Below are 17,607 nucleotides of genomic sequence, written 5' to 3'. Positions count from 1 at the left end.
CGCGGCACTCGTCGGGGGTGCGCTTCTCATCACGCGTCAGTCCACGCGGTCCGCGGCGCGGGTCACGCGGCGCGTGTGAAGCGGCTCCGCTGGCCTCTCACCGGCCGTTCGGGCTCCTGGCTGCGCGAGGAGGCGCGGCGCGCCTTCCTGGCCTCCTGGACCACGCGGTACCGGTCGGCCTGGCGGATGAGGTCGGCGCGGCGGGCGGTGGCGATCTCGTACTCGAACATCTCGTACTCCTCGGTTCGCGTTTCTCGGCACCTCGTTCGGTGTGATCCAAGATTCGCGTCCCAGGGGGTGCCGGCACATCGGGCGCTTGCCGCATCCGTACGGGACAGGGGTCCTTAGGCCGCGGCCGAAGGACCCCGGGTCGGACCGGGAGTGCCTAGGAGGGGGTCCTAGGCGGCCGGACGGGGGGTCCTAGGCGGCCTTCGGGAGGGGAGCCAGGATGTCGAAGTACATGAGGCCGAAGAGCAGTACGCCCAGGGCGCCGAGGGCGACGGCGGCCCAGGAGACGGCGCGGACCCAGGTGGGGAGGGTGCGGCCGGGGGCGCCGAAGGCGGGGCGGGCCAGCACGAAGACGGCGAGCAGCAGGGCGAGGGTGGACAGGACGCCGTTGACGAGGGCGGTCATGTGCCAGGCGTCGCCGTACAGGGCCTCGATCTTCGCCTCGGTGGTGGCGGCGTTGACCGACTCGATCTGGCCCACGAGGGTCTGGCGCTCGGCTATGACGCGCGAGACCCAGCTTCCGCTGAGGGCGACGAGCCCGAGTCCGGCCGCGACCACGGCGGAGGCGGCGGCGCCGACGCCCTCGGACCGCGGCTCCGTCTCGTCGAGCTCGTCGTGGAGCTCGTCCTCGAGGTCCTCGTCGGAGAGGCCGGCCTCGTCGGCCCCGGCGGTCTCCGCGGCGGGGGCGTCCTTGAGGTCGGCCTTGGCCTCGGTGGCCTTGGCCTCGGCGGCCTCGGTGGCCTGGGGCTCGGCGGTGTCCGTCTCGGGAGCGGTCGGGTCGGCGGTCTTCGTGGTGTCCATGCGGGGCACCGTAGGCGGCTTGTCTGAGAGGTTTCTGAGAAGGCCCCGGCGCCTTCGGACGGGGCCGGCCGCAGGCCCCGGACCGGGGCCGCGGCGGGTGCTGTCAGGCGCTGGGGGCCGGCGGCCACTCGTGCGCGAGGACCGCCCAGATCTCGGTGTCCTGGCGGACGCCGCGGTGGGGGTAGTTCTCGCGCAGGACGGCCTCGCGGCGCATCCCGAGGCGCTCCGCGACGGCGAGGCTCTTCCGGTTGGCGGCGGACGCGTGCCACTCGGCGCGGTGCATTCCGCGCTCCCGGAAGGCCCAGTCGATCAGGATGCGGCAGGCCTTGGTCACCAGGCCCCGGCCGGCCGCTGCGGGCTCCAGCCAGCAGCCGACCTCGCAGTTGCCCGCATCGGCCTCGAAGATCCGGAAGAGGACCCCGCCGACGAGGGTGCCGCCGACCCGGATGCCGTAGAGACGCCCGCCGTCGGCGGCCGTCTTCTGTGCGTACGAGGAGAGGAACCCGCGCGCCGAGTCGACGTCGGTGACGATGTCGGCCAGGACGATGTGCTCGCCGATGAACTCGCGGCCGCGGTCCATGTGCGCCAGGAACTCCTCGGCGTGCCAGACCTCCAGCGGGAACAGCTGGGCGTCATCGGCGAGGTCTATCGAGAACATGCGGGTTCTTCCTTGGGTCTCTTGCGGCGGGTTGCCGGATCACCGGGATGCCGGGGCGGGCTCGGCGCCGTCCTCGCTCGTGGCGGGATCCGCGGCGGGCCGCTGCGCGGGCAGTGTCGCATGCGAACGGCATTCCGGGGGCTCGATGCTGATCTTGGGCAGCCGGCGGTCCAGCCAGGCGGGGAGCCACCAGTTGGCGCCGCCGAGCAGATGCATCAGCGCCGGGACGAGGAGGGTGCGCAGCACGAAGGCGTCGAGCGCGACGGCCGCGGCGAGCGCGATGCCGAACATCGCGATGATGCGGTCGCCGCTGAGCACGAAGGCCAGGAAGACGGCGATCATGATCACCGCCGCCGAGTTGATCACCCGGCTGGTCTCGGCGAGGCCGACCCGGACGGCCCGCCGGTTGTCGCCGGTCTCCAGCCACTCCTCGTACATCCGGCTGACCAGGAACACCTGGTAGTCCATGGACAGCCCGAAGAGGACCGACACCATGATGACCGGCAGGAAGGGCTCGATCGGCCCGGCGCTGCCCAGGCCCAGCAGCTCACTGCCCCAGCCCCACTGGAAGATCGCGACGACGACGCCGAAGGAGGAGGCGACGGCGGCGACGTTCATGGCGGCCGCCTTGAGCGGGATGCCGAGGGAGCGGAAGGCCAGCAGCAGGAGGACGCAGCCGAGGGCGACCACCACCCCGACGAACAGCGGCAGTTTCCCGACGATGACGTCGGCGAAGTCGTCGTAGCCCGCGGTCACGCCGCCGACGTGGACGGTCATGGAGTTGCCCTGCCCGGCGGCCGGGATGACGCTCTCGCGCAGCGTCGTGACCAGCTCGCTCGTGGCCCGGGACTGCGGGGCGGAGTCCGGTATGACGGTCAGGACGGCGGTGTCCCCGCTGCGGTTGAAGACGGCCGGGCCGGTGGCGGTGACGCCGTCGGTCCTGCGGAGCGACTCGGCCAGCCGGTCGACGGCGAGCCGGTCCCCGGCCCCGTCCAGGCGGGAGACGACGGTGAGCGGGCCGTTCACTCCGGGCCCGAACCCGTCGGCGAGCAGGTCGTAGGCCTGCCGGGTGGTGGAGCCCGCCGGGTTGTTGCCCTGGTCGGAGGTGCCCAGGTGGAGCGAGAGGGCGGGCAGTGCCAGACCCGCCATGACCAGCGTGGCGACGATGCCGAGCAGCTTGGGGTGCCACTCCACGAAGGCCGACCAGCGGGCGGCGAAGCCGGTCGGCGTCTCGGGCCGCGGGCCCTCGGCGGCGAGCCTGCGGCGCTCGCGGCGCGAGAGGGCGCGCATGCCGATGTACGAGAGGAGGGCGGGGAGCAGGGTGACCGAGGCGGCGACGGTCAGCACGACCGTGAGGGAGGCGGCGATCGCGACGCCGTTCAGGAAGTTCAGCCGCAGCACCAGCATGCCGAGCAGGGCGATGCAGACGGTGGCCCCGGCGAAGACGACGGCCCGGCCGGTGGTGGCGACGGCCCGTTCGGCGGCCTCCTCGACCGGCAGGCCGCGCATCAGGCCCTTGCGGTGCCGGGTCACGATGAACAGCGCGTAGTCGATGCCCACGCCGAGCCCGACGAGGGTGCCGAGCATCGGGGCGAAGTCGGCGACGGGCATGGCGTGCCCGAGCAGGGTGATGCCGAAATACGCGGTGCCCACGCTGACGAGGGCGGTCGCGATGGGCAGCAGGCTCGCGGCGAGCGAGCCGAAGGCGAGGAAGAGCACGAGGGCCGCGACGGCCACGCCGATGACCTCGGCGAGGTGGGCGGTGGGCGCCTCGGTCAGGGCGACGGCCCGGCCGCCGAGCTCGACCTGGAGTCCGTCCGTCTCGGTGGTGGGGTTCTTCGCCGCGTCGACGACGGCCTTGGCCTGCGCCTTGGGTACGGAGTCGGCCTGCCGGTCGAACGTCACCACGGCGTAGGCCGTCCGCCCGTCGGGGCTGATCTGCGCGGCGCTCTCGGGGCCGGCGCCGTACGGGCCGGCGACCGAACCGACGCCGGGGAGAGCGGCGATGGTGTCGAGGGCCCTGGCCATGCGCTGCTCGACGGCGGGAGTACGGACGCTCTGATGCTCCGGGGCCCGCCACACGACGGTGTCGGTGTCACCGCCCTGGCCGTGGAAGCCCGCGCGCAGGAGGGCGTTGGCCCGGCTGGACTCGGTGCCGGGGACCTCGTAGTCGTTGGAGAACGCCGATCCGGCGGCCCCCGCGGCCACGGCCGCGGCGCCCAGGGCGAGCAGCCAGAGGAGGACGGCCACCAGGCGGTGGCGCAGGCACCAGCGTGCGATCGCTGCCAACGGACGTGCTCCCTGGTGGTTCGGATCTTTACCGGGGCTGCCCGACGCAAAGAACGCTAGAACTCGTGAAGGCCCGGCCGACGGCCCGGGGGATCGCCCAGGGATCGGCCAAGATGGTCTACACCGACACGATCCCAGCGTTTCGTGATCGTTGGCCCCTTTCGTGTGCATCGTCACAGGGGCACGGGGCGGTACGGGACCAAGGTCATCCGCCCGAGGGGCCGTTCGACGGGCCGTCCGGCTCGTCGGCCCGGTAGCCCGGGAGGGAGGGCCACCTGACGGTGAGCACCACCGCGTCCTCCTCGGCGTACCAGGAGTGGTCGACGCCGCGACCCCAGACGACGTAGTCGCCCTGCTCGGCGAGGACGACGGTCCGGCCGGGGAACTCCAGCCGGAAGCGGCCGCTGATCAGCACCTGGAGCGCGGTGCGCTCCTCGCCCCGCACCCACTGGGCCCGCTCGTCGCCCTTCGGGTGGACTCCCCACTTGATCTCCACGTCCTTGCTGTGGCGCGGATCGGCGGGGTCCTTGAAGTGGCCGAGCAGCCAGCCGCGGTCGGTGGCGGCGTCCGGGGTGGCCTTGCCTGTGTAGACGGAGCCGGTGGAGGCGGTGGCGGCGGTGGAGGTGGAGTCGTCGTTCACGGGCGTGAGGCTAATGCAGTTGTGCGGCCGTGCGAGCGGCTGATGAGCTGGGCCGATGACGATGGATGCGGACGAACTGGCGAACGTACGGGCCGCGTACGACCGGGAGATGCGCCGCGACGCGCTGCCGGACACCGCGGGCGCCCGGGTGGAGCGGGCGGGGGCGGTCGTACGGCAGACCGCGGCCGCTCCCGGGTGGAACGGGGTGCTCTGGTCGGACCTCGACGAGGAGACGGCGGACGCGGAGGTCGCCGCGCAGGTGGCGTACTTCGCGGGGCAGGGGGCCGGCGAGTTCGAGTGGAAGCTGTACGGCCACGACCGGCCGGCGGATCTCGGGGACCGGCTGCGCGCGGCGGGCTTCGTACCCGAGCCGGCCGAGACCCTGATGGTGGGACGGGTGGACGAGCTCGCCGCGCTGCCGGTGGAACCGCCGGACGGGATCACCCTGCGGGCGGTGACGGACGAGGCGGGCGTCGACCTGATGATGGACGTCCACGCGAAGGCCTTCGGAGTGGAGCGCCCCGCGATCCGGCACCTGCTGCTCGCCCTGCTGAGGGACGAGCCGGAAACCCTCGCGGCGGTCGTGGCGATGGCCGGGGACACCCCGGTGAGCGCGGCCCGCATGGAGATGCGACCCGGTTCCTCGTTCGCCGGCCTCTGGGGCGGCGGCACCCTGCCGCAGTGGCGGGGCCGCGGCATCTACCGCCTCCTGGTCGCCCACCGCGCCCGCATCGCGGCGGCCCGCGGCATCCGCTACCTCCAGGTCGACGCCTCCCCCGACAGCCGCCCGATCCTCGACCGCCTGGGCTTCGCGACCCTGGGCACGACGGTCCCGTACATCCGGACCGCAAAGCCGTAGCGGGGGCGGGAGGTTCCGGGGCAAGATCGCGGGATGGAACGAATCGGGCCGCCCCTGACCGGGGACGAGCGGGAGACGCTGCGCACATTCCTCGACTATCACCGGGCCACGCTCGCCTGGAAGTGCGAGGGGCTCACCGACGAGGAACTGCGGCGGCCCTCGATGCCGCCGTCCACCCTGTCCCTGCTGGGCCTGGTCCGGCACATGGGCGAGGTCGAGCGGCACTGGTTCCGCCGCACCCTGAACGGCGAGGAGCTCCCCCACCTCTGGTCGGACACACACGACTTCCAGGCCGCCTACGAGGCCTCCGGCGCCACGCGCGAGGAGGCGTTCACCGCCTGGGAGGAGGAGGTCGCGCACGCGCGCCGCATCGAGGCGGACGCCGAGTCCCTCGACGTGACGGCGTACGTGGCCAGCTGGGAGGAGGAGGCCTCGCTGCGCCTCGTCATGCTCCACCTGATCCACGAGTACGCGCGCCACAACGGCCACGCCGACTTCCTCCGCCAGGCCATCGACGGCGCCACCGGAGCCTGACGGGCCCGCGGCGGCCGCCCGATCCGCCCGGCAGCCCGTCCCGCGGCCTCCCCGGCGGCCCGTCCGGGACCCGTCAGGCCGCCCGCCAGTAGCCCAGGCCGTTCACCCGCTGCTTCGGCAGGGCCAGGTCCTTGCGCAGGTACGCCGTCAGCGTGCGCGTCGTCGCCGTGTCGCAGGCCAGCCAGACGTACGCCGACTCCGGGTCCGCGACGAGCTCCGGGAGCTCCGCCTTGACCTGCTCCACCAGCGCCGAGCCCGTGCGTTCGACCCGCCGGATCTCGTGCCGGGACGGGTCCAGCCGTACCGGGAGGTCGGCGTCCGAGGCGTGCTGCGTCTCCAGCCAGATCGTCGCCGGGGTCCGCGGGTAGGCATCCAGCAGGGAGTTGATCGCCGGGACCGAGGCCGGGTCGCCGATCACCAGCAGCCGCTCCGGCTCCGGCGCCGGAGCGGTGAAGCCGGTCCCCTGGACCGTGGCCTCGATGGTGTCGCCGGCCTTCGCGGCGCGGGCCCAGGCGCTCGCGGGGCCGTCGTGGAGGGCGAACTCCAGGGCGAACGTTCCCGCCCGCGGATCCGGGTCGACGAGCGTGTACGCCCGCGTGTGCGGCTTGCCCGCGTTGTCGAACCACAGCCGCACCCACATCGTCGGATGGAGCGATTCACCCGCCGCCGCGAGCAGCCCGCCGTCCGTGACGTACACGCGGCGGTAGTGCTCCGTGACCTCCTCCGCGCCCGTGACCGTGAACGTGAAGTCCTTGCCGCGCAGAAGCCGCAGGACCACGCCTTCCCATCCCTTGCCGACGCCTGCCATGTGCGACCACCCCTCCCCCTCGAACCCCTATAGTTAGGGCAGCCTAACCTAATGTATTGGGGGAAGAGTGTGAGCCTTCTGAACAACGCCGGCGCCGACGCGTTCGAGCTCTACCGGGACGACTGGGGCGTCCCCCATCTCCGCGCCCCCGACGCCGAACGCCTCGCCTACGCCCAGGGCTACGCCACCGCCCTCGACCGCGCCTGGCAGCTGGAGGTCGAGCGCCACCGCGCCCAGGGCTCCAGCGCCGCCTTCCTCGGAGCGGACTCCGTCGCCTGGGACAGCTTCGCCCGCCGGTCCCTCCTCGCCGACACCGCCCGCCGCTGCCACCAGGCCCTCGACCCCGACACCGCGGCCTGGGTCGGGTCCTACGTGGACGGCGTCAACGACGGGCTGGCCCAAGGCGCCGCGCGCGACGAGCGGTTCGCGCGCACCGGCCACACCCCCACCCCCTGGGAGCCCTGGGTCCCGCTCGGCATCTGGATCGCCACCCACATCCTCTTCGCCGGGTTCGCCACCAAGCTGTGGCGCGAGCGCGTGGCCCGCGCCCTCGGCGAGGAGGCCGTCACCCTCTTCGCCACCGACGGCCCCGGCGCCGCCGGCAGCAACGGCTGGCTGGTCCCGGGCGAGCGGACCGCCACCGGCTCGGCGCTCATCGCGGGCGACCCGCACCGGTTCATCGAGGACCCGGGCGTGTACCAGCAGATACGGCTCTCCTGCCCCGAGTACGACGTCCTCGGCCTGGCCGTCCCGGGCATCCCCGGTCTCGGCCACTTCGGACACACCGGCAGCGCCGCCTGGGCGATCACCAACGCCATGGCCGACTACCAGGACCTCTACGTCGAGAAGCTGCGCCCCACCGCCGACGGCGACGGCATCGAGGCACTCGGCCCCGACGGCTCCTGGGAGCCCGTCCACCGGCACACCGAGACGATCGCCGTCGCCGGAGCCGACCCGGTCGAGGTCGAGGTCCTGGAGACCGCCCGCGGCCCCGTGATCACCGGTGGCGGAACGGCGGACCGGGAGGAGGGCGAGGAGCAGACCCTCTCGCTCCGCTACCCGCCCCGCGTCCGCCGCGACCTCGGCTTCGCCGTCCTCCCCGCCCTGCTGCGCGCCCGTACGGTCGCCGACGTCGACCGCGCCCTCGACGGCTGGGCCGAGCCCGTCAACGTCGTCCACGCCGCCGACTCCGAGGGCGGCCTGCTGCACCGCGTCGCCGGCGCCGTCCCGCTGCGCGACCCGGCCAACCGGCTGCGCCCGGTGCCGGCCTGGGACCCGCGGTACGCCTGGCAGGGCTGGGCCGAGACCCCCGCCGAGCCCGTGCAGGGCTTCGCCGTCATGGCCAACGCGCGCGGCATCGCCTCGCCGCTCGGCGTGGAGTTCGCGCCCCCGCACCGCGCCAACCGCATCCGCGAGCTGCTCTCCGGCTCGGCGGACTGGTCCCCGAAGGCGATGGCCGACGTACACGGGGACACCCACCTGGCCTCGGCAGCGCCGCTGCTGGCCCTGCTGCCCGGGCTCGACGGCCTGTCCCCCGCCGCGCAGGCGCTGCGCGCCCGACTGCTCGCCTGGGACCGGCACATGGCCGCCGAGAGCGCCGACGCCACCCTCTTCTCGGCGCTGCGGAGCGCGACCGTACGCCGCTTCGCCGCCGATCCCGCCCTCGCCGCTCTGGCGGGGGCGCCGACCGGCCCCGAGGTGTTCCACCCCTGGCTGTACCTGGTCCCCCGCGTCGGCTACGCCCTGGAGGGGCTGCTGACCACCGCCCTCCTGCCCGCCCTGGACCGGGCGGCCCACGTACGCGCCGCCCTGGAGGAGACCGCCGCGGCGGACGCCCCCGACACCGCGTGGTCGCAGGTGCACCGCCTCGCGCCGTGGTCGGCGCTCCCCGACCCGGACGCGCAGTGGCCCGGCCTCGGCGGCGACCACGACTGCGTGAACGCCACCTCCACCGTGCCCGGTTTCACCGATCTCACCGCCCGCGCCTCGGCGGCCCGCTACGTGTGGGACCTGGCCCGCCGCGAGGACAGCCTCTGGGCGGTCCCGCTCGGCGCGGACGGCGTCACCGGGTCACCCCACCACCGCGACCAGCTCCCGTACTGGGCCCGGTGCGAACTCGTCCCCGTCGTCACCGACTGGACCCGTCTCACCAAGGAATCCGTATGACCAGCAGCAGCGCGTCCGCCTCCACCCCCGGCCCGGGCCCCGGCCCCGGCCCCCGGCAGCCCGTGTACTCCCAGCGCGTCGAGGGCCTCGGCACGGTCACCCTCACCCCCGTCGACCCGGCCGCCGACGCCGCGCTGATCCACTCCTGGGTCACCGAGGAGCGGGCCCGCTTCTGGGGCATGCGCGAGGCCAGCCGCGAGCTCGTCCGGGAGATCTACGAGGACGTCGACCGCCGCACGACCCACCACGCGTTCCTGGCGCGCCGCGACGGCGAGCCCGTCGCGCTGTTCCAGACGTACGACTGCGCGGAGGACCGGGTCGGCGAGTGCTACGAGGTCCTTCCCGGCGACACCGGCGTGCACCTGATGATCGGCCCGGCGCGGGGTACGTCCGAACGCGGCTTCAGCGCGGGCCTGATCGGGGCCTTCCTCTCCTACGTCCTCTCGAACGGAACCACCCGGCGGATCGTCGCGGAGCCCGACGCCCGCAACGAGAAGGCCATCGCCCGCCTGGTGCGGAGCGGCTTCGAGCTCGGCCCCGAGGTCGAGCTCCCGGAGATCGACCTGCCCGAGGTGTACCTGCCGGCGAAGCGGGCCCGCCTCGTCTTCTTCCACCCCGAGGCAAACTGACCGTTCCGATTGACCGTGTGATTCCGGCCACGCCAGACTGATGCCCACTCAAAGCATCGGCGCTGGGGGGAAATTGACCAGCCAGAATCTGCACATCGGGCCGGATGCGGCAGCAGACCGGTACCGGCTGCTCCGGTCGATCGGGCGCGGCGGGGAGGCCGTGCTCTATCTCGCGGAGATCGAACTCGCGGGCGGCAGCGAACCGGTGGTCGTCAAGGTGCTCGACTCCAAGACGACCATCACGCCCGACGAGTTCGACCGGATCAGCCGCAAGTGGAACGAGCAGGCCGAGCTCCTGCGCTTCGTGCACCGCCCGGGCGTCGTCGGCGTCCGGGAGCACTTCGAGGGGCCGCCGATCCACCGGTCGGGAGAGTCCGGGACCCTGACCGGGCGTGCCCTCGTCCTCGTGATGAACCACGTCGACGGGCTCGACCTGCGCGACTGGCGCGCCGAGCGGAACCTCGCCACCGCCGCCGAGCGGCGCGAGGTGATGCGGACGCTGGAGCAGCTCGCCGACGTACTGGACTGGCTGCACTCGGGGAAGGCCACGCCGTCCGGGCGCCAGGTGATCCACGGTGACCTCTCCCCCGGCAATGTGATGGTCGACGGGCACGGCCAGGCCACGCTGGTGGACTTCGGGCTGAGCAAGCTGACCGCCGACCACCAGACGGCGGAGGTGTGGTTCACCCCGGGGTACGCGGCTCCCGAGGTCTTCGACGGCAAGCGCACCCCGGCGGCGGACCGCTACGCCTTCGGAGCGATCGCGTACTTCCTGCTGAGCGGCGAGTCCCCGCCCAACTCTCCGGAGCAGCTGGCCCGGGCGATGGCGGCGCTGCCGCAGATCGCGGTCCTGGACGCCGAGCGCCGCGCCCGGATCACCGCCGTCTACGCGGGCGATCCGACGCAGCGGCCCGTCAGCCTGGCCGGCTGGATGAAGGACGTACGGCACGCGGTCGTGTCCACGACCGCCTCGACCTCGCAGCGGGCGGTGCAGGACGCGGTCCCGGCCCCGGTCCCGGCGAAGCCGGTGGTGCCTCCGCAGCCCGCGAGCCCGCCGCCCGTCCACACACCGGTCCACACGCCGGTCCACACACCGGTCCACACGCCGGTCCCCGTCCACTCCCCGCCCCCGCCGGCCCAGGAAGCCCAGGAAGCCCAGGAAGCCCGGGACTTCCGGCCGCAGACCGAGCAGCAACCGCGGTCGCTGCCCCAGCCGGAACACGTGCCCGCCGGGTACGGGCCGACGTACCCGCTGCACGAGTCCCCGCCCCCGGGGCCCGCCGCATCGAAGAAGCGGCGGGCGGGACTGGTCCTGGGCTCGGTGGCCGCCGTCCTGGTCATCGCCGCGCTCGCCGTGCTCGGCGTACGGCTGCTGGACAAGGACAAGGCCGGCGACCAGGCCTCGAACGGCAAGGGCGGCAGTTCCGCTTCCGATCCGGCCGGAGCGGAGGAGGAGTCCCCGACGCCGTCCCCCTCACCGAGCGCGAGCGAGAGCGAGAGTCCGGACGCCGTGGCGACGCCCGACCCCACCGCCAGCGGTACCCAGCCGGGCGGCGTGGCGCCGGACATCAAGGCCGCCGACCTGACCCTGCTGACGCCCATCGCGGGGCTGGGCAACTTCACCGTCGGGGCCGCGAAGATCAACACCAAGCAGTACGGGGCGGCCTTCATCGCCCGGCCCGACTGCAACGACGAGGCGATCACGGAGTTCGACCTCAACCGCGAGTGGAAGCACCTGGAGTTCACCGCCGGGATCGACGACGGCTCCACGCACGAGAAGGGGCGGGTCAGCATCTCGCTCGACGGGAAGCCCGCGGCCTTCTCCGAGCTGGTCGAACTCGGCAAGCCGGCCACCCAGTCGGTGGACGTGACCGGCGCGCTGCGGCTGCGCGTCAAGGTGGACATGGGCTGCGACAACGGCACCGTCGTCATCGCGGCACCGCAGCTGACCCGCTGAACGGCGGACGGCCCCGCACCGGAGGTGAACTCCGGTGCGGGGCCGTCACGGTCGTACGGGAGCGACCGCGTCGACTACTCCGAGACGCCCAGGCGCTCCAGGATGAGCTCCTTGACGCGGGCCGCGTCGGCCTGGCCGCGGGTGGTCTTCATGACCGCGCCGACCAGGGCGCCGACGGCCGCGATCTTGCCGCCGCGGATCTTGTCCGCGATGGCCGCGTTGCCCGCGATGGCCTCGTCCACGGCCGCGCCGAGCGCGCCCTCGTCCGAGACGACCTTCAGGCCGCGCTTCTCGACGACCTCGTCCGGGGTGCCCTCGCCGGCGAGGACGCCCTCCAGGACCTGGCGGGCCAGCTTGTCGTTCAGCTCGCCGGCCGCGACCAGGGCCGCGACGCGGGCGACCTGCGCCGGGGTGATCGGCAGCTCGTCGACGACGACGCCCTGCTCGTTGGCGTTGCGGGCCAGCTCGCCCATCCACCACTTGCGCGCGGCGGTCGAGTCGGCACCCGCCTCGATCGTGGCGACGATGGAGTCCACCGCGCCCGCGTTGAGGATCGACTGCATGTCGTGCTCGTTCACGCCCCACTCCTCGCGGAGGCGGTTGCGGCGCACGCGCGGCATCTCGGGCAGACCGCCGCGCAGCTCCTCGACCCAGTCGCGGGCCGGGGCGACGGGGACCAGGTCGGGCTCCGGGAAGTACCGGTAGTCCTCGGCGTTGTCCTTGATGCGGCCGGCCGTGGTGGAGCCGTCCTCCTCGTGGAAGTGCCGGGTCTCCTGCACGATCGTGCCGCCGGACGAGAGCACCGCCGCGTGGCGCTGGATCTCGAAGCGGGCCGCGCGCTCGACGGAGCGCAGCGAGTTGACGTTCTTCGTCTCGCTGCGGGTGCCGAACTCGGACTCGGGGGTCGGGCGCAGCGACAGGTTCACGTCGCAGCGCATCTGGCCCTTGTCCATGCGGGCCTCGGAGACGCCGAGCGCCTTGATGACCTCGCGCAGCTCGGCGACGTACGCCTTGGCGACCTCGGGGGCCCGCTCGCCCGCGCCCTCGATCGGCTTGGTGACGATCTCGATGAGCGGGATGCCGGCGCGGTTGTAGTCCAGCAGGGAGTGGGACGCGCCGTGGATACGGCCGGTGGCGCCGCCGACGTGCAGCGACTTGCCGGTGTCCTCCTCCATGTGGGCGCGCTCGATCTCCACGCGGAAGATCTCGCCGTCCTCCAGCTGTACGTCGAGGTAGCCGTTGAAGGCGATCGGCTCGTCGTACTGGGAGGTCTGGAAGTTCTTCGGCATGTCCGGATAGAAGTAGTTCTTCCGGGCGAAGCGGCACCACTCGGCGATCTCGCAGTTCAGCGCGAGGCCGATCTTGATGGCCGACTCGACGCCGATCGCGTTGACGACGGGCAGCGAGCCGGGCAGACCGAGGCAGGTGGGGCAGGTCTGCGAGTTGGGCTCGGCACCCAGCTCGGTCGAGCAGCCGCAGAACATCTTGGTCTTGGTGCCGAGCTCGACATGGACCTCAAGGCCCATGACGGGGTCGAACGAGGCGAGAGCGTCCTCGTACGACATCAGTTCGGTGAAGGTGGTCACGGTGAAACTTTCCCTCTCAGCCCAGCAGGACGTCGTCGTCGCCCAGGCGCTTCAGCTCGCGGTACAGGATCGCGAGGCCGGTGACGATGGCGGCGGCGGACACGACGGCGTCGACGAGCTTGAGCGTGTCGTGCTCGGTGCGGGCCTTCTTGACCTGCTTGATCACGCCGAGAGCGCCGAAGGCGGTGGTGCCCATCGACAGGTACGTACCGGTCTTGGACTTCTTGAAGCCCTTGGCCTTGGACAGTGCACTGGTGCTCACAGGGACGGTGCCTCCTCAAGCAGCGGGTGACCCCAGCGTGCGACGAAGGCCGCCTCCACGGCGGCGCCGACCTTGTACAGCCGGTCGTCCTTCATCGCCGGGGCGATGATCTGCAGCCCGACCGGCAGGCCGTCCTCCGGTGCCAGGCCGCAGGGGAGCGACATGGCGGAGTTGCCGGCCAGGTTGGTCGGGATGGTGCACAGGTCCGCGAGGTACATCGCCAGCGGGTCGTCGGTGCGCTCACCGATGGCGAAGGCGGTGGTCGGGGTCGTCGGGGAGACGATGACGTCGACCTGCTCGAAGGACTTCTCGAAGTCCCGGGTGATGAGCGTGCGGACCTTCTGGGCGGAGCCGTAGTACGCGTCGTAGTAGCCGGAGCTCAGCGCGTACGTACCCAGGATGATGCGGCGCTTGACCTCGTCGCCGAAGCCGGCTTCGCGGGTGAGCGCGGTGACGTCCTCGGCGGACTTGGTGCCGTCGTCGCCGACGCGCAGGCCGTAGCGCATGGCGTCGAAGCGGGCCAGGTTCGAGGAGCACTCGGACGGCGCGATCAGGTAGTACGCGGCCATCGCGAGGTCGAAGGAGGGGCAGTCCAGCTCGACGATCTCGGCGCCCAGCTCCTTGAGGAGCTCGACGGACTCGTTGAAGCGCTGGACGACGCCGGCCTGGTAGCCCTCGCCGGCGAACTGCTTGACGACGCCGACGCGCATGCCGGCGACGGAGCCGTTGCGGGCCGCCTCGACGACCGGCGGGACCGGGGCGTCGATGGAGGTGGAGTCCATCGGGTCGTGGCCGGCGATGACCTCGTGGAGGAGCGCCGCGTCCAGGACCGTACGGGCGCAGGGCCCGCCCTGGTCGAGGGAGGAGGAGAAGGCGACCATGCCGTAGCGGGAGACGCCGCCGTACGTGGGCTTCACACCGACCGTGCCCGTGACGGAGGCGGGCTGGCGGATGGAACCGCCGGTGTCCGTGCCGATGGCGAGCGGGGCCTGGAAGGCGGCCAGCGCGGCCGCGGAGCCGCCGCCGGAGCCGCCGGGGATGCGGGTGAGGTCCCACGGGTTGCCGGTGGGCCCGTACGCGCTGTTCTCGGTGGAGGACCCCATGGCGAACTCGTCCATGTTGGTCTTGCCGAGGATGACGACGTCGGCTTCCTTGAGCTTGCGCGTCAGGGTGGCGTCGTACGGCGGGATCCAGCCTTCGAGGATCTTCGAACCGACGGTGGTCGGGACCCCGACGGTGGTGAAGATGTCCTTGAGGGCGAGCGGGACGCCGGCCAGCGGGCCGAGCTTCTCGCCGCGCTCGCGCTTCGCGTCGACGGCGCGCGCCTGGGCGAGGGCGCCCTCGCGGTCGACGTGCAGGAAGGCGTGGACCTTCTCGTCGGTCGCGTCGATGCGGGCCAGGTGGGCCTCGGTGACCTCGACGGCCGTGAGCTCGCCGGAGGCGATCTTCTCGGCGGTCTCGGCGGCCGTGAGCTTGATGATCTGGTCAGTCATGGTTGTTAGTCCTCCCCCAGGATCTGCGGCACCTTGAAACGCTGCTGCTCCTGGGCGGGAGCGCCGGAAAGCGCCTGCTCGGGGGTGAGCGACGGTCGGACCTCGTCCGCGCGCATGACGTTCGTCAGCGGCAGCGGGTGGGAGGTCGGCGGGACGTCTTGGTCGGCGACCTCGGAAACGCGGGCGACCGCGCCGATGATGTCGTCGAGCTGTCCGGCGAAGTGGTCCAGCTCTTCGCTCTTGAGCTCCAGACGTGCCAGCCGAGCGAGGTGGGCAACCTCCTCGCGCGTGATGCCAGGCATGCAGCGATCCTCTGGGGGTGGTGAGTGTGTAGTTTCGTGCCCAATCCTATGGGGCGGGGCCCCGGACCACCGAAACCGTTTCCCACCAGGGCCGCCCCGGGCCCGGCGGGGCCACGGGGCGGAGCACTCCCACGGGTGCTCGTACGGGCGCCCGCGGGTGCCCGTACGGCTGCTCCCGCGGCCGCCGGCCCGGCTTACTGGGCCGGGGTTTCCGCCGGGGCCGGGGAGGCCGACAGCTCCGCCGTGATGTCCGCCGGACGGCGCCAGCCGCGTTCGCCGCGGGCCAGGAGCCAGGCCGTGGCCTCCTGCGGGGGCATGGCGGCCGCGACCAGCCAGCCCTGGACGGCGTCGCAGCCCAGGTCGCGCAGGCGCTCCCAGGTCTCGTCGTCCTCGACGCCCTCGGCGACGACGAGCAGCCCCAGCGAGTGCGCCAGGTCGACGGTGCAGCGGACGATCTCCGCGTCCTGCGCGTCCACCGCGAGCCGCGCCACGAACGAGCGGTCGATCTTCAGCTCGCTGACCGGCAGACGCCGTAGGTGCACCAGGGAGGAGTAGCCCGTGCCGAAGTCGTCGAGCGACATCTTCACGCCGTGGCCGGTCAGGCCCGCCATGGTGTCGGCGGCCCGCTGCGGGTCCTCCAGCAGCACGTGTTCCGTTATCTCCAGCTGGAGCCCGCTGGCCGGGACCCCGTGCCGGGCCAGCCGGGCCGCGACCGCGCCCGCGAAGCCGGGGGTGTGGACGTCGCGCGGCGAGACGTTGACGGCGACCGGGACCTTGAGGCCCTGCGCCCGCCAGCGCGCCACCTGGGCGAGGGCGGTCTCCAGCACGTACTCGGTGAGGTGGGGCATCAGCCCCGAGGTCTCGGCGATCGCGATGAACTCGTCCGGCGATACGCGGCCGCGCTCCGGATGCACCCAGCGCACCAGGGCTTCGAGCCCGGCGACCTGGCCGTCGAAGCGGACCTTGGGCTGGTAGTGGAGTTCCACTTCGCCGGCGTCCAGGGCGCGGCGCAGATCGCCGAGGAGGCCGAGCCGGTCGGGCGTGTTGCTGTCGCGCTTGGACTCGTACACCTCCACGCCGGTGCGGTCCCGCTTCGCCTGGTACATCGCGACGTCGGCGCGGCGCAGCAGTCCCTCCGCGTCCAGCGCGTGGTCGGGGAAGACGGCGAGGCCGGCGCTGGCCTCCAGGACGAGGGTCAGGCCGTCCAGGTCGAGGGGGGAGCTGAGCTCGGCGACGAGGTGGCGGGCGACCCGCTGGGCGCTGGTGGTGGAGTCGGCGACGGGCAGGAGCACGGCGAACTCGTCGCCGCCGAGGCGCGCGGCCTCGGCGTCCTCGGGCAGGGCCTGGCGGAGCCGGTCGGCGATCTGGAGCAGCAGCCGGTCACCGGCGAGGTGGCCCAGCGTGTCGTTGACCGCGCGGAACCGGTCCAGGTCGATCAGCACAAGAGCCGACCGGGTGCCCAAACGTTCAGCCTCGTCCAGGGCGGACCAGGCCCGCTCCAGCAGCCACTGCCGGTTCGGCAGCCCCGTCAGCGGATCGCGCAGCTGTTCCTCGGCGCGTGCCCGGGCGATCCACAGGGTGGAGTCCAGGGCGATCAGGGGTACGGCGAACAGCGGCAGCAGCACCGGCTGCGTCACGGCGACGACGCAGATCAGCGGGGCGATGCCGAGCAGGGCGACCGCCACTAACGCCTGGCGGAGCAGGGCCGTGCGGGCGACGGTGGGCAGGGCGCCGCCGCGCGGGGTCTGCGCGAGCCACAGCAGCGCCTTGGCGACCAGCAGGTAGGCGAGGGCCACCAGGACGATCTCGGGGACCGCCTCCAGCCCCCAGGCGGTCGGCCGCCACGGGGTCTCGACGGTCGGCGCCTCGCCGAACGCGGCGAGTACGAGCGCCCCCGCGCCGATGCCGAGGATGTCGGTGGCGCCGTGCAGCAGACCCTGCCGCCAGCGGTGCCGGCGCGCGGCCCCGACCAGGGAGACCACCGCGAGCGAGACCAGTCCCGCGGGCACCCAGCCGTAGAGGACGAGCACGCCGAGGGTCAGCGCCGCGCCCGAACCGGTGCCGCCCCACCAGCGGTCGCGGCCCAGCGCGACGAGGTGGCCGACGATGATGCCGGTCAGCAGGGCGAGCGCCCAGCCGACCGGGCCGCCCGGGAAGAGGGCATGACGCTCGCTCAGCGCGGAGACGATGCCGATCGCGAGGACGACGGCGGACAGGCCCACGACGATGAACGGCAGCACGGTGCGCTGCGCCGCTCTGCCCGATCCCGCGCCGCCGTCGAGCGGATGGGTGTCCGGTGTCCTGGCACCCAGGACACCGAGCCGGCCCGTCCGCATGGACGGGATCTCCCCGCCGACATCAGGTGACGGGTCGGCGCTTTCGGTGGGTTTCATGC

General features: G+C 73.0%; 16 protein-coding genes. 5 read left to right on the top strand and 11 right to left on the bottom strand.

What is annotated here, in order from left to right; translation table 11 throughout:
* Positions 1-62 precede the first annotated feature (62 nt).
* The 5 genes from ADK52_RS43025 to ADK52_RS19755 all read right to left on the bottom strand — a co-directional run bounded on the left by ADK52_RS43025 (position 63) and on the right by ADK52_RS19755 (position 4,616).
* Complete coding sequence (locus tag ADK52_RS43025; RefSeq protein WP_182508544.1) at positions 63-230, bottom strand: hypothetical protein; 168 nt, start codon at positions 228-230, stop codon at positions 63-65.
* Positions 231-420: 190 nt separating this feature from the next.
* A complete protein-coding gene (locus tag ADK52_RS19770; protein ID WP_053691163.1) occupies positions 421-1,029 on the bottom strand; it encodes a hypothetical protein in 609 nt (202 codons plus the stop codon).
* A gap of 103 nt (positions 1,030-1,132) precedes the next feature.
* The gene (locus ADK52_RS19765; protein ID WP_053691162.1) at positions 1,133-1,687 is read right to left on the bottom strand and encodes a GNAT family N-acetyltransferase; all 555 of its coding nucleotides are present in this window, start codon (positions 1,685-1,687) and stop codon (positions 1,133-1,135) included.
* A gap of 39 nt (positions 1,688-1,726) precedes the next feature.
* The gene (locus ADK52_RS19760) at positions 1,727-3,976 is read right to left on the bottom strand and encodes an MMPL family transporter (protein ID WP_053691161.1); all 2,250 of its coding nucleotides are present in this window, start codon (positions 3,974-3,976) and stop codon (positions 1,727-1,729) included.
* Between the two features lie 205 nt (positions 3,977-4,181).
* The gene (locus ADK52_RS19755) at positions 4,182-4,616 is read right to left on the bottom strand and encodes a hypothetical protein (RefSeq protein WP_053691160.1); all 435 of its coding nucleotides are present in this window, start codon (positions 4,614-4,616) and stop codon (positions 4,182-4,184) included.
* Positions 4,617-4,677: 61 nt separating this feature from the next.
* Between ADK52_RS19755 and ADK52_RS19750 the strand changes: the two genes are divergently transcribed.
* A complete protein-coding gene (locus ADK52_RS19750; protein WP_053691191.1) occupies positions 4,678-5,475 on the top strand; it encodes a GNAT family N-acetyltransferase in 798 nt (265 codons plus the stop codon).
* Positions 5,476-5,508: 33 nt separating this feature from the next.
* The gene (locus ADK52_RS19745) at positions 5,509-6,009 is read left to right on the top strand and encodes a DinB family protein (RefSeq protein WP_053691159.1); all 501 of its coding nucleotides are present in this window, start codon (positions 5,509-5,511) and stop codon (positions 6,007-6,009) included.
* Between the two features lie 73 nt (positions 6,010-6,082).
* Here ADK52_RS19745 and ADK52_RS19740 read toward each other — a convergent pair whose 3' ends face one another.
* The gene (locus ADK52_RS19740; protein ID WP_053691158.1) at positions 6,083-6,817 is read right to left on the bottom strand and encodes a siderophore-interacting protein; all 735 of its coding nucleotides are present in this window, start codon (positions 6,815-6,817) and stop codon (positions 6,083-6,085) included.
* A 69-nt stretch (positions 6,818-6,886) separates the two neighbouring features.
* Between ADK52_RS19740 and ADK52_RS19735 the strand changes: the two genes are divergently transcribed.
* The 3 genes from ADK52_RS19735 to ADK52_RS19725 all read left to right on the top strand — a co-directional run bounded on the left by ADK52_RS19735 (position 6,887) and on the right by ADK52_RS19725 (position 11,569).
* On the top strand, positions 6,887-8,983 hold the full coding sequence (locus ADK52_RS19735; protein ID WP_234344035.1) for a penicillin acylase family protein: 2,097 nt from the start codon (positions 6,887-6,889) through the stop codon (positions 8,981-8,983).
* Positions 8,980-9,612, top strand: coding sequence for a GNAT family N-acetyltransferase (locus tag ADK52_RS19730; RefSeq protein WP_078988461.1), 633 nt, complete (start codon positions 8,980-8,982; stop codon positions 9,610-9,612). Before ADK52_RS19735 ends, ADK52_RS19730 begins: the two co-directional genes overlap by 4 nt.
* 73 nt (positions 9,613-9,685) lie before the next feature.
* A complete protein-coding gene (locus ADK52_RS19725) occupies positions 9,686-11,569 on the top strand; it encodes a protein kinase domain-containing protein (protein WP_053691156.1) in 1,884 nt (627 codons plus the stop codon).
* 74 nt (positions 11,570-11,643) lie between these two features.
* On the opposite strand, the gene gatB is transcribed toward ADK52_RS19725, so the two are convergent.
* The 5 genes from gatB to ADK52_RS19700 all read right to left on the bottom strand — a co-directional run bounded on the left by gatB (position 11,644) and on the right by ADK52_RS19700 (position 17,548).
* The gene (gene gatB / locus ADK52_RS19720; protein WP_053691189.1) at positions 11,644-13,134 is read right to left on the bottom strand and encodes an Asp-tRNA(Asn)/Glu-tRNA(Gln) amidotransferase subunit GatB; all 1,491 of its coding nucleotides are present in this window, start codon (positions 13,132-13,134) and stop codon (positions 11,644-11,646) included.
* 37 nt (positions 13,135-13,171) lie between these two features.
* A complete protein-coding gene (locus ADK52_RS19715) occupies positions 13,172-13,351 on the bottom strand; it encodes a hypothetical protein (protein WP_229345000.1) in 180 nt (59 codons plus the stop codon).
* A gap of 62 nt (positions 13,352-13,413) precedes the next feature.
* Positions 13,414-14,910 (bottom strand): Asp-tRNA(Asn)/Glu-tRNA(Gln) amidotransferase subunit GatA, encoded by a 1,497-nt coding sequence (gene gatA, locus ADK52_RS19710; protein ID WP_053691155.1) that lies wholly within the window; start codon positions 14,908-14,910, stop codon positions 13,414-13,416.
* A 5-nt stretch (positions 14,911-14,915) separates the two neighbouring features.
* Positions 14,916-15,212, bottom strand: coding sequence for an Asp-tRNA(Asn)/Glu-tRNA(Gln) amidotransferase subunit GatC (gene gatC, locus ADK52_RS19705; protein ID WP_007266718.1), 297 nt, complete (start codon positions 15,210-15,212; stop codon positions 14,916-14,918).
* A gap of 194 nt (positions 15,213-15,406) precedes the next feature.
* The gene (locus tag ADK52_RS19700) at positions 15,407-17,548 is read right to left on the bottom strand and encodes a bifunctional diguanylate cyclase/phosphodiesterase (protein ID WP_324615926.1); all 2,142 of its coding nucleotides are present in this window, start codon (positions 17,546-17,548) and stop codon (positions 15,407-15,409) included.
* Positions 17,549-17,607: the final 59 nt, after the last annotated feature.

The organism is Streptomyces sp. WM6372, from assembly GCF_001279655.1.
Lineage (GTDB): Bacteria > Actinomycetota > Actinomycetes > Streptomycetales > Streptomycetaceae > Streptomyces.
Note: the sequence above shows the minus strand (reverse complement) of the source record. Positions and strands in the feature narration are given on the sequence as shown.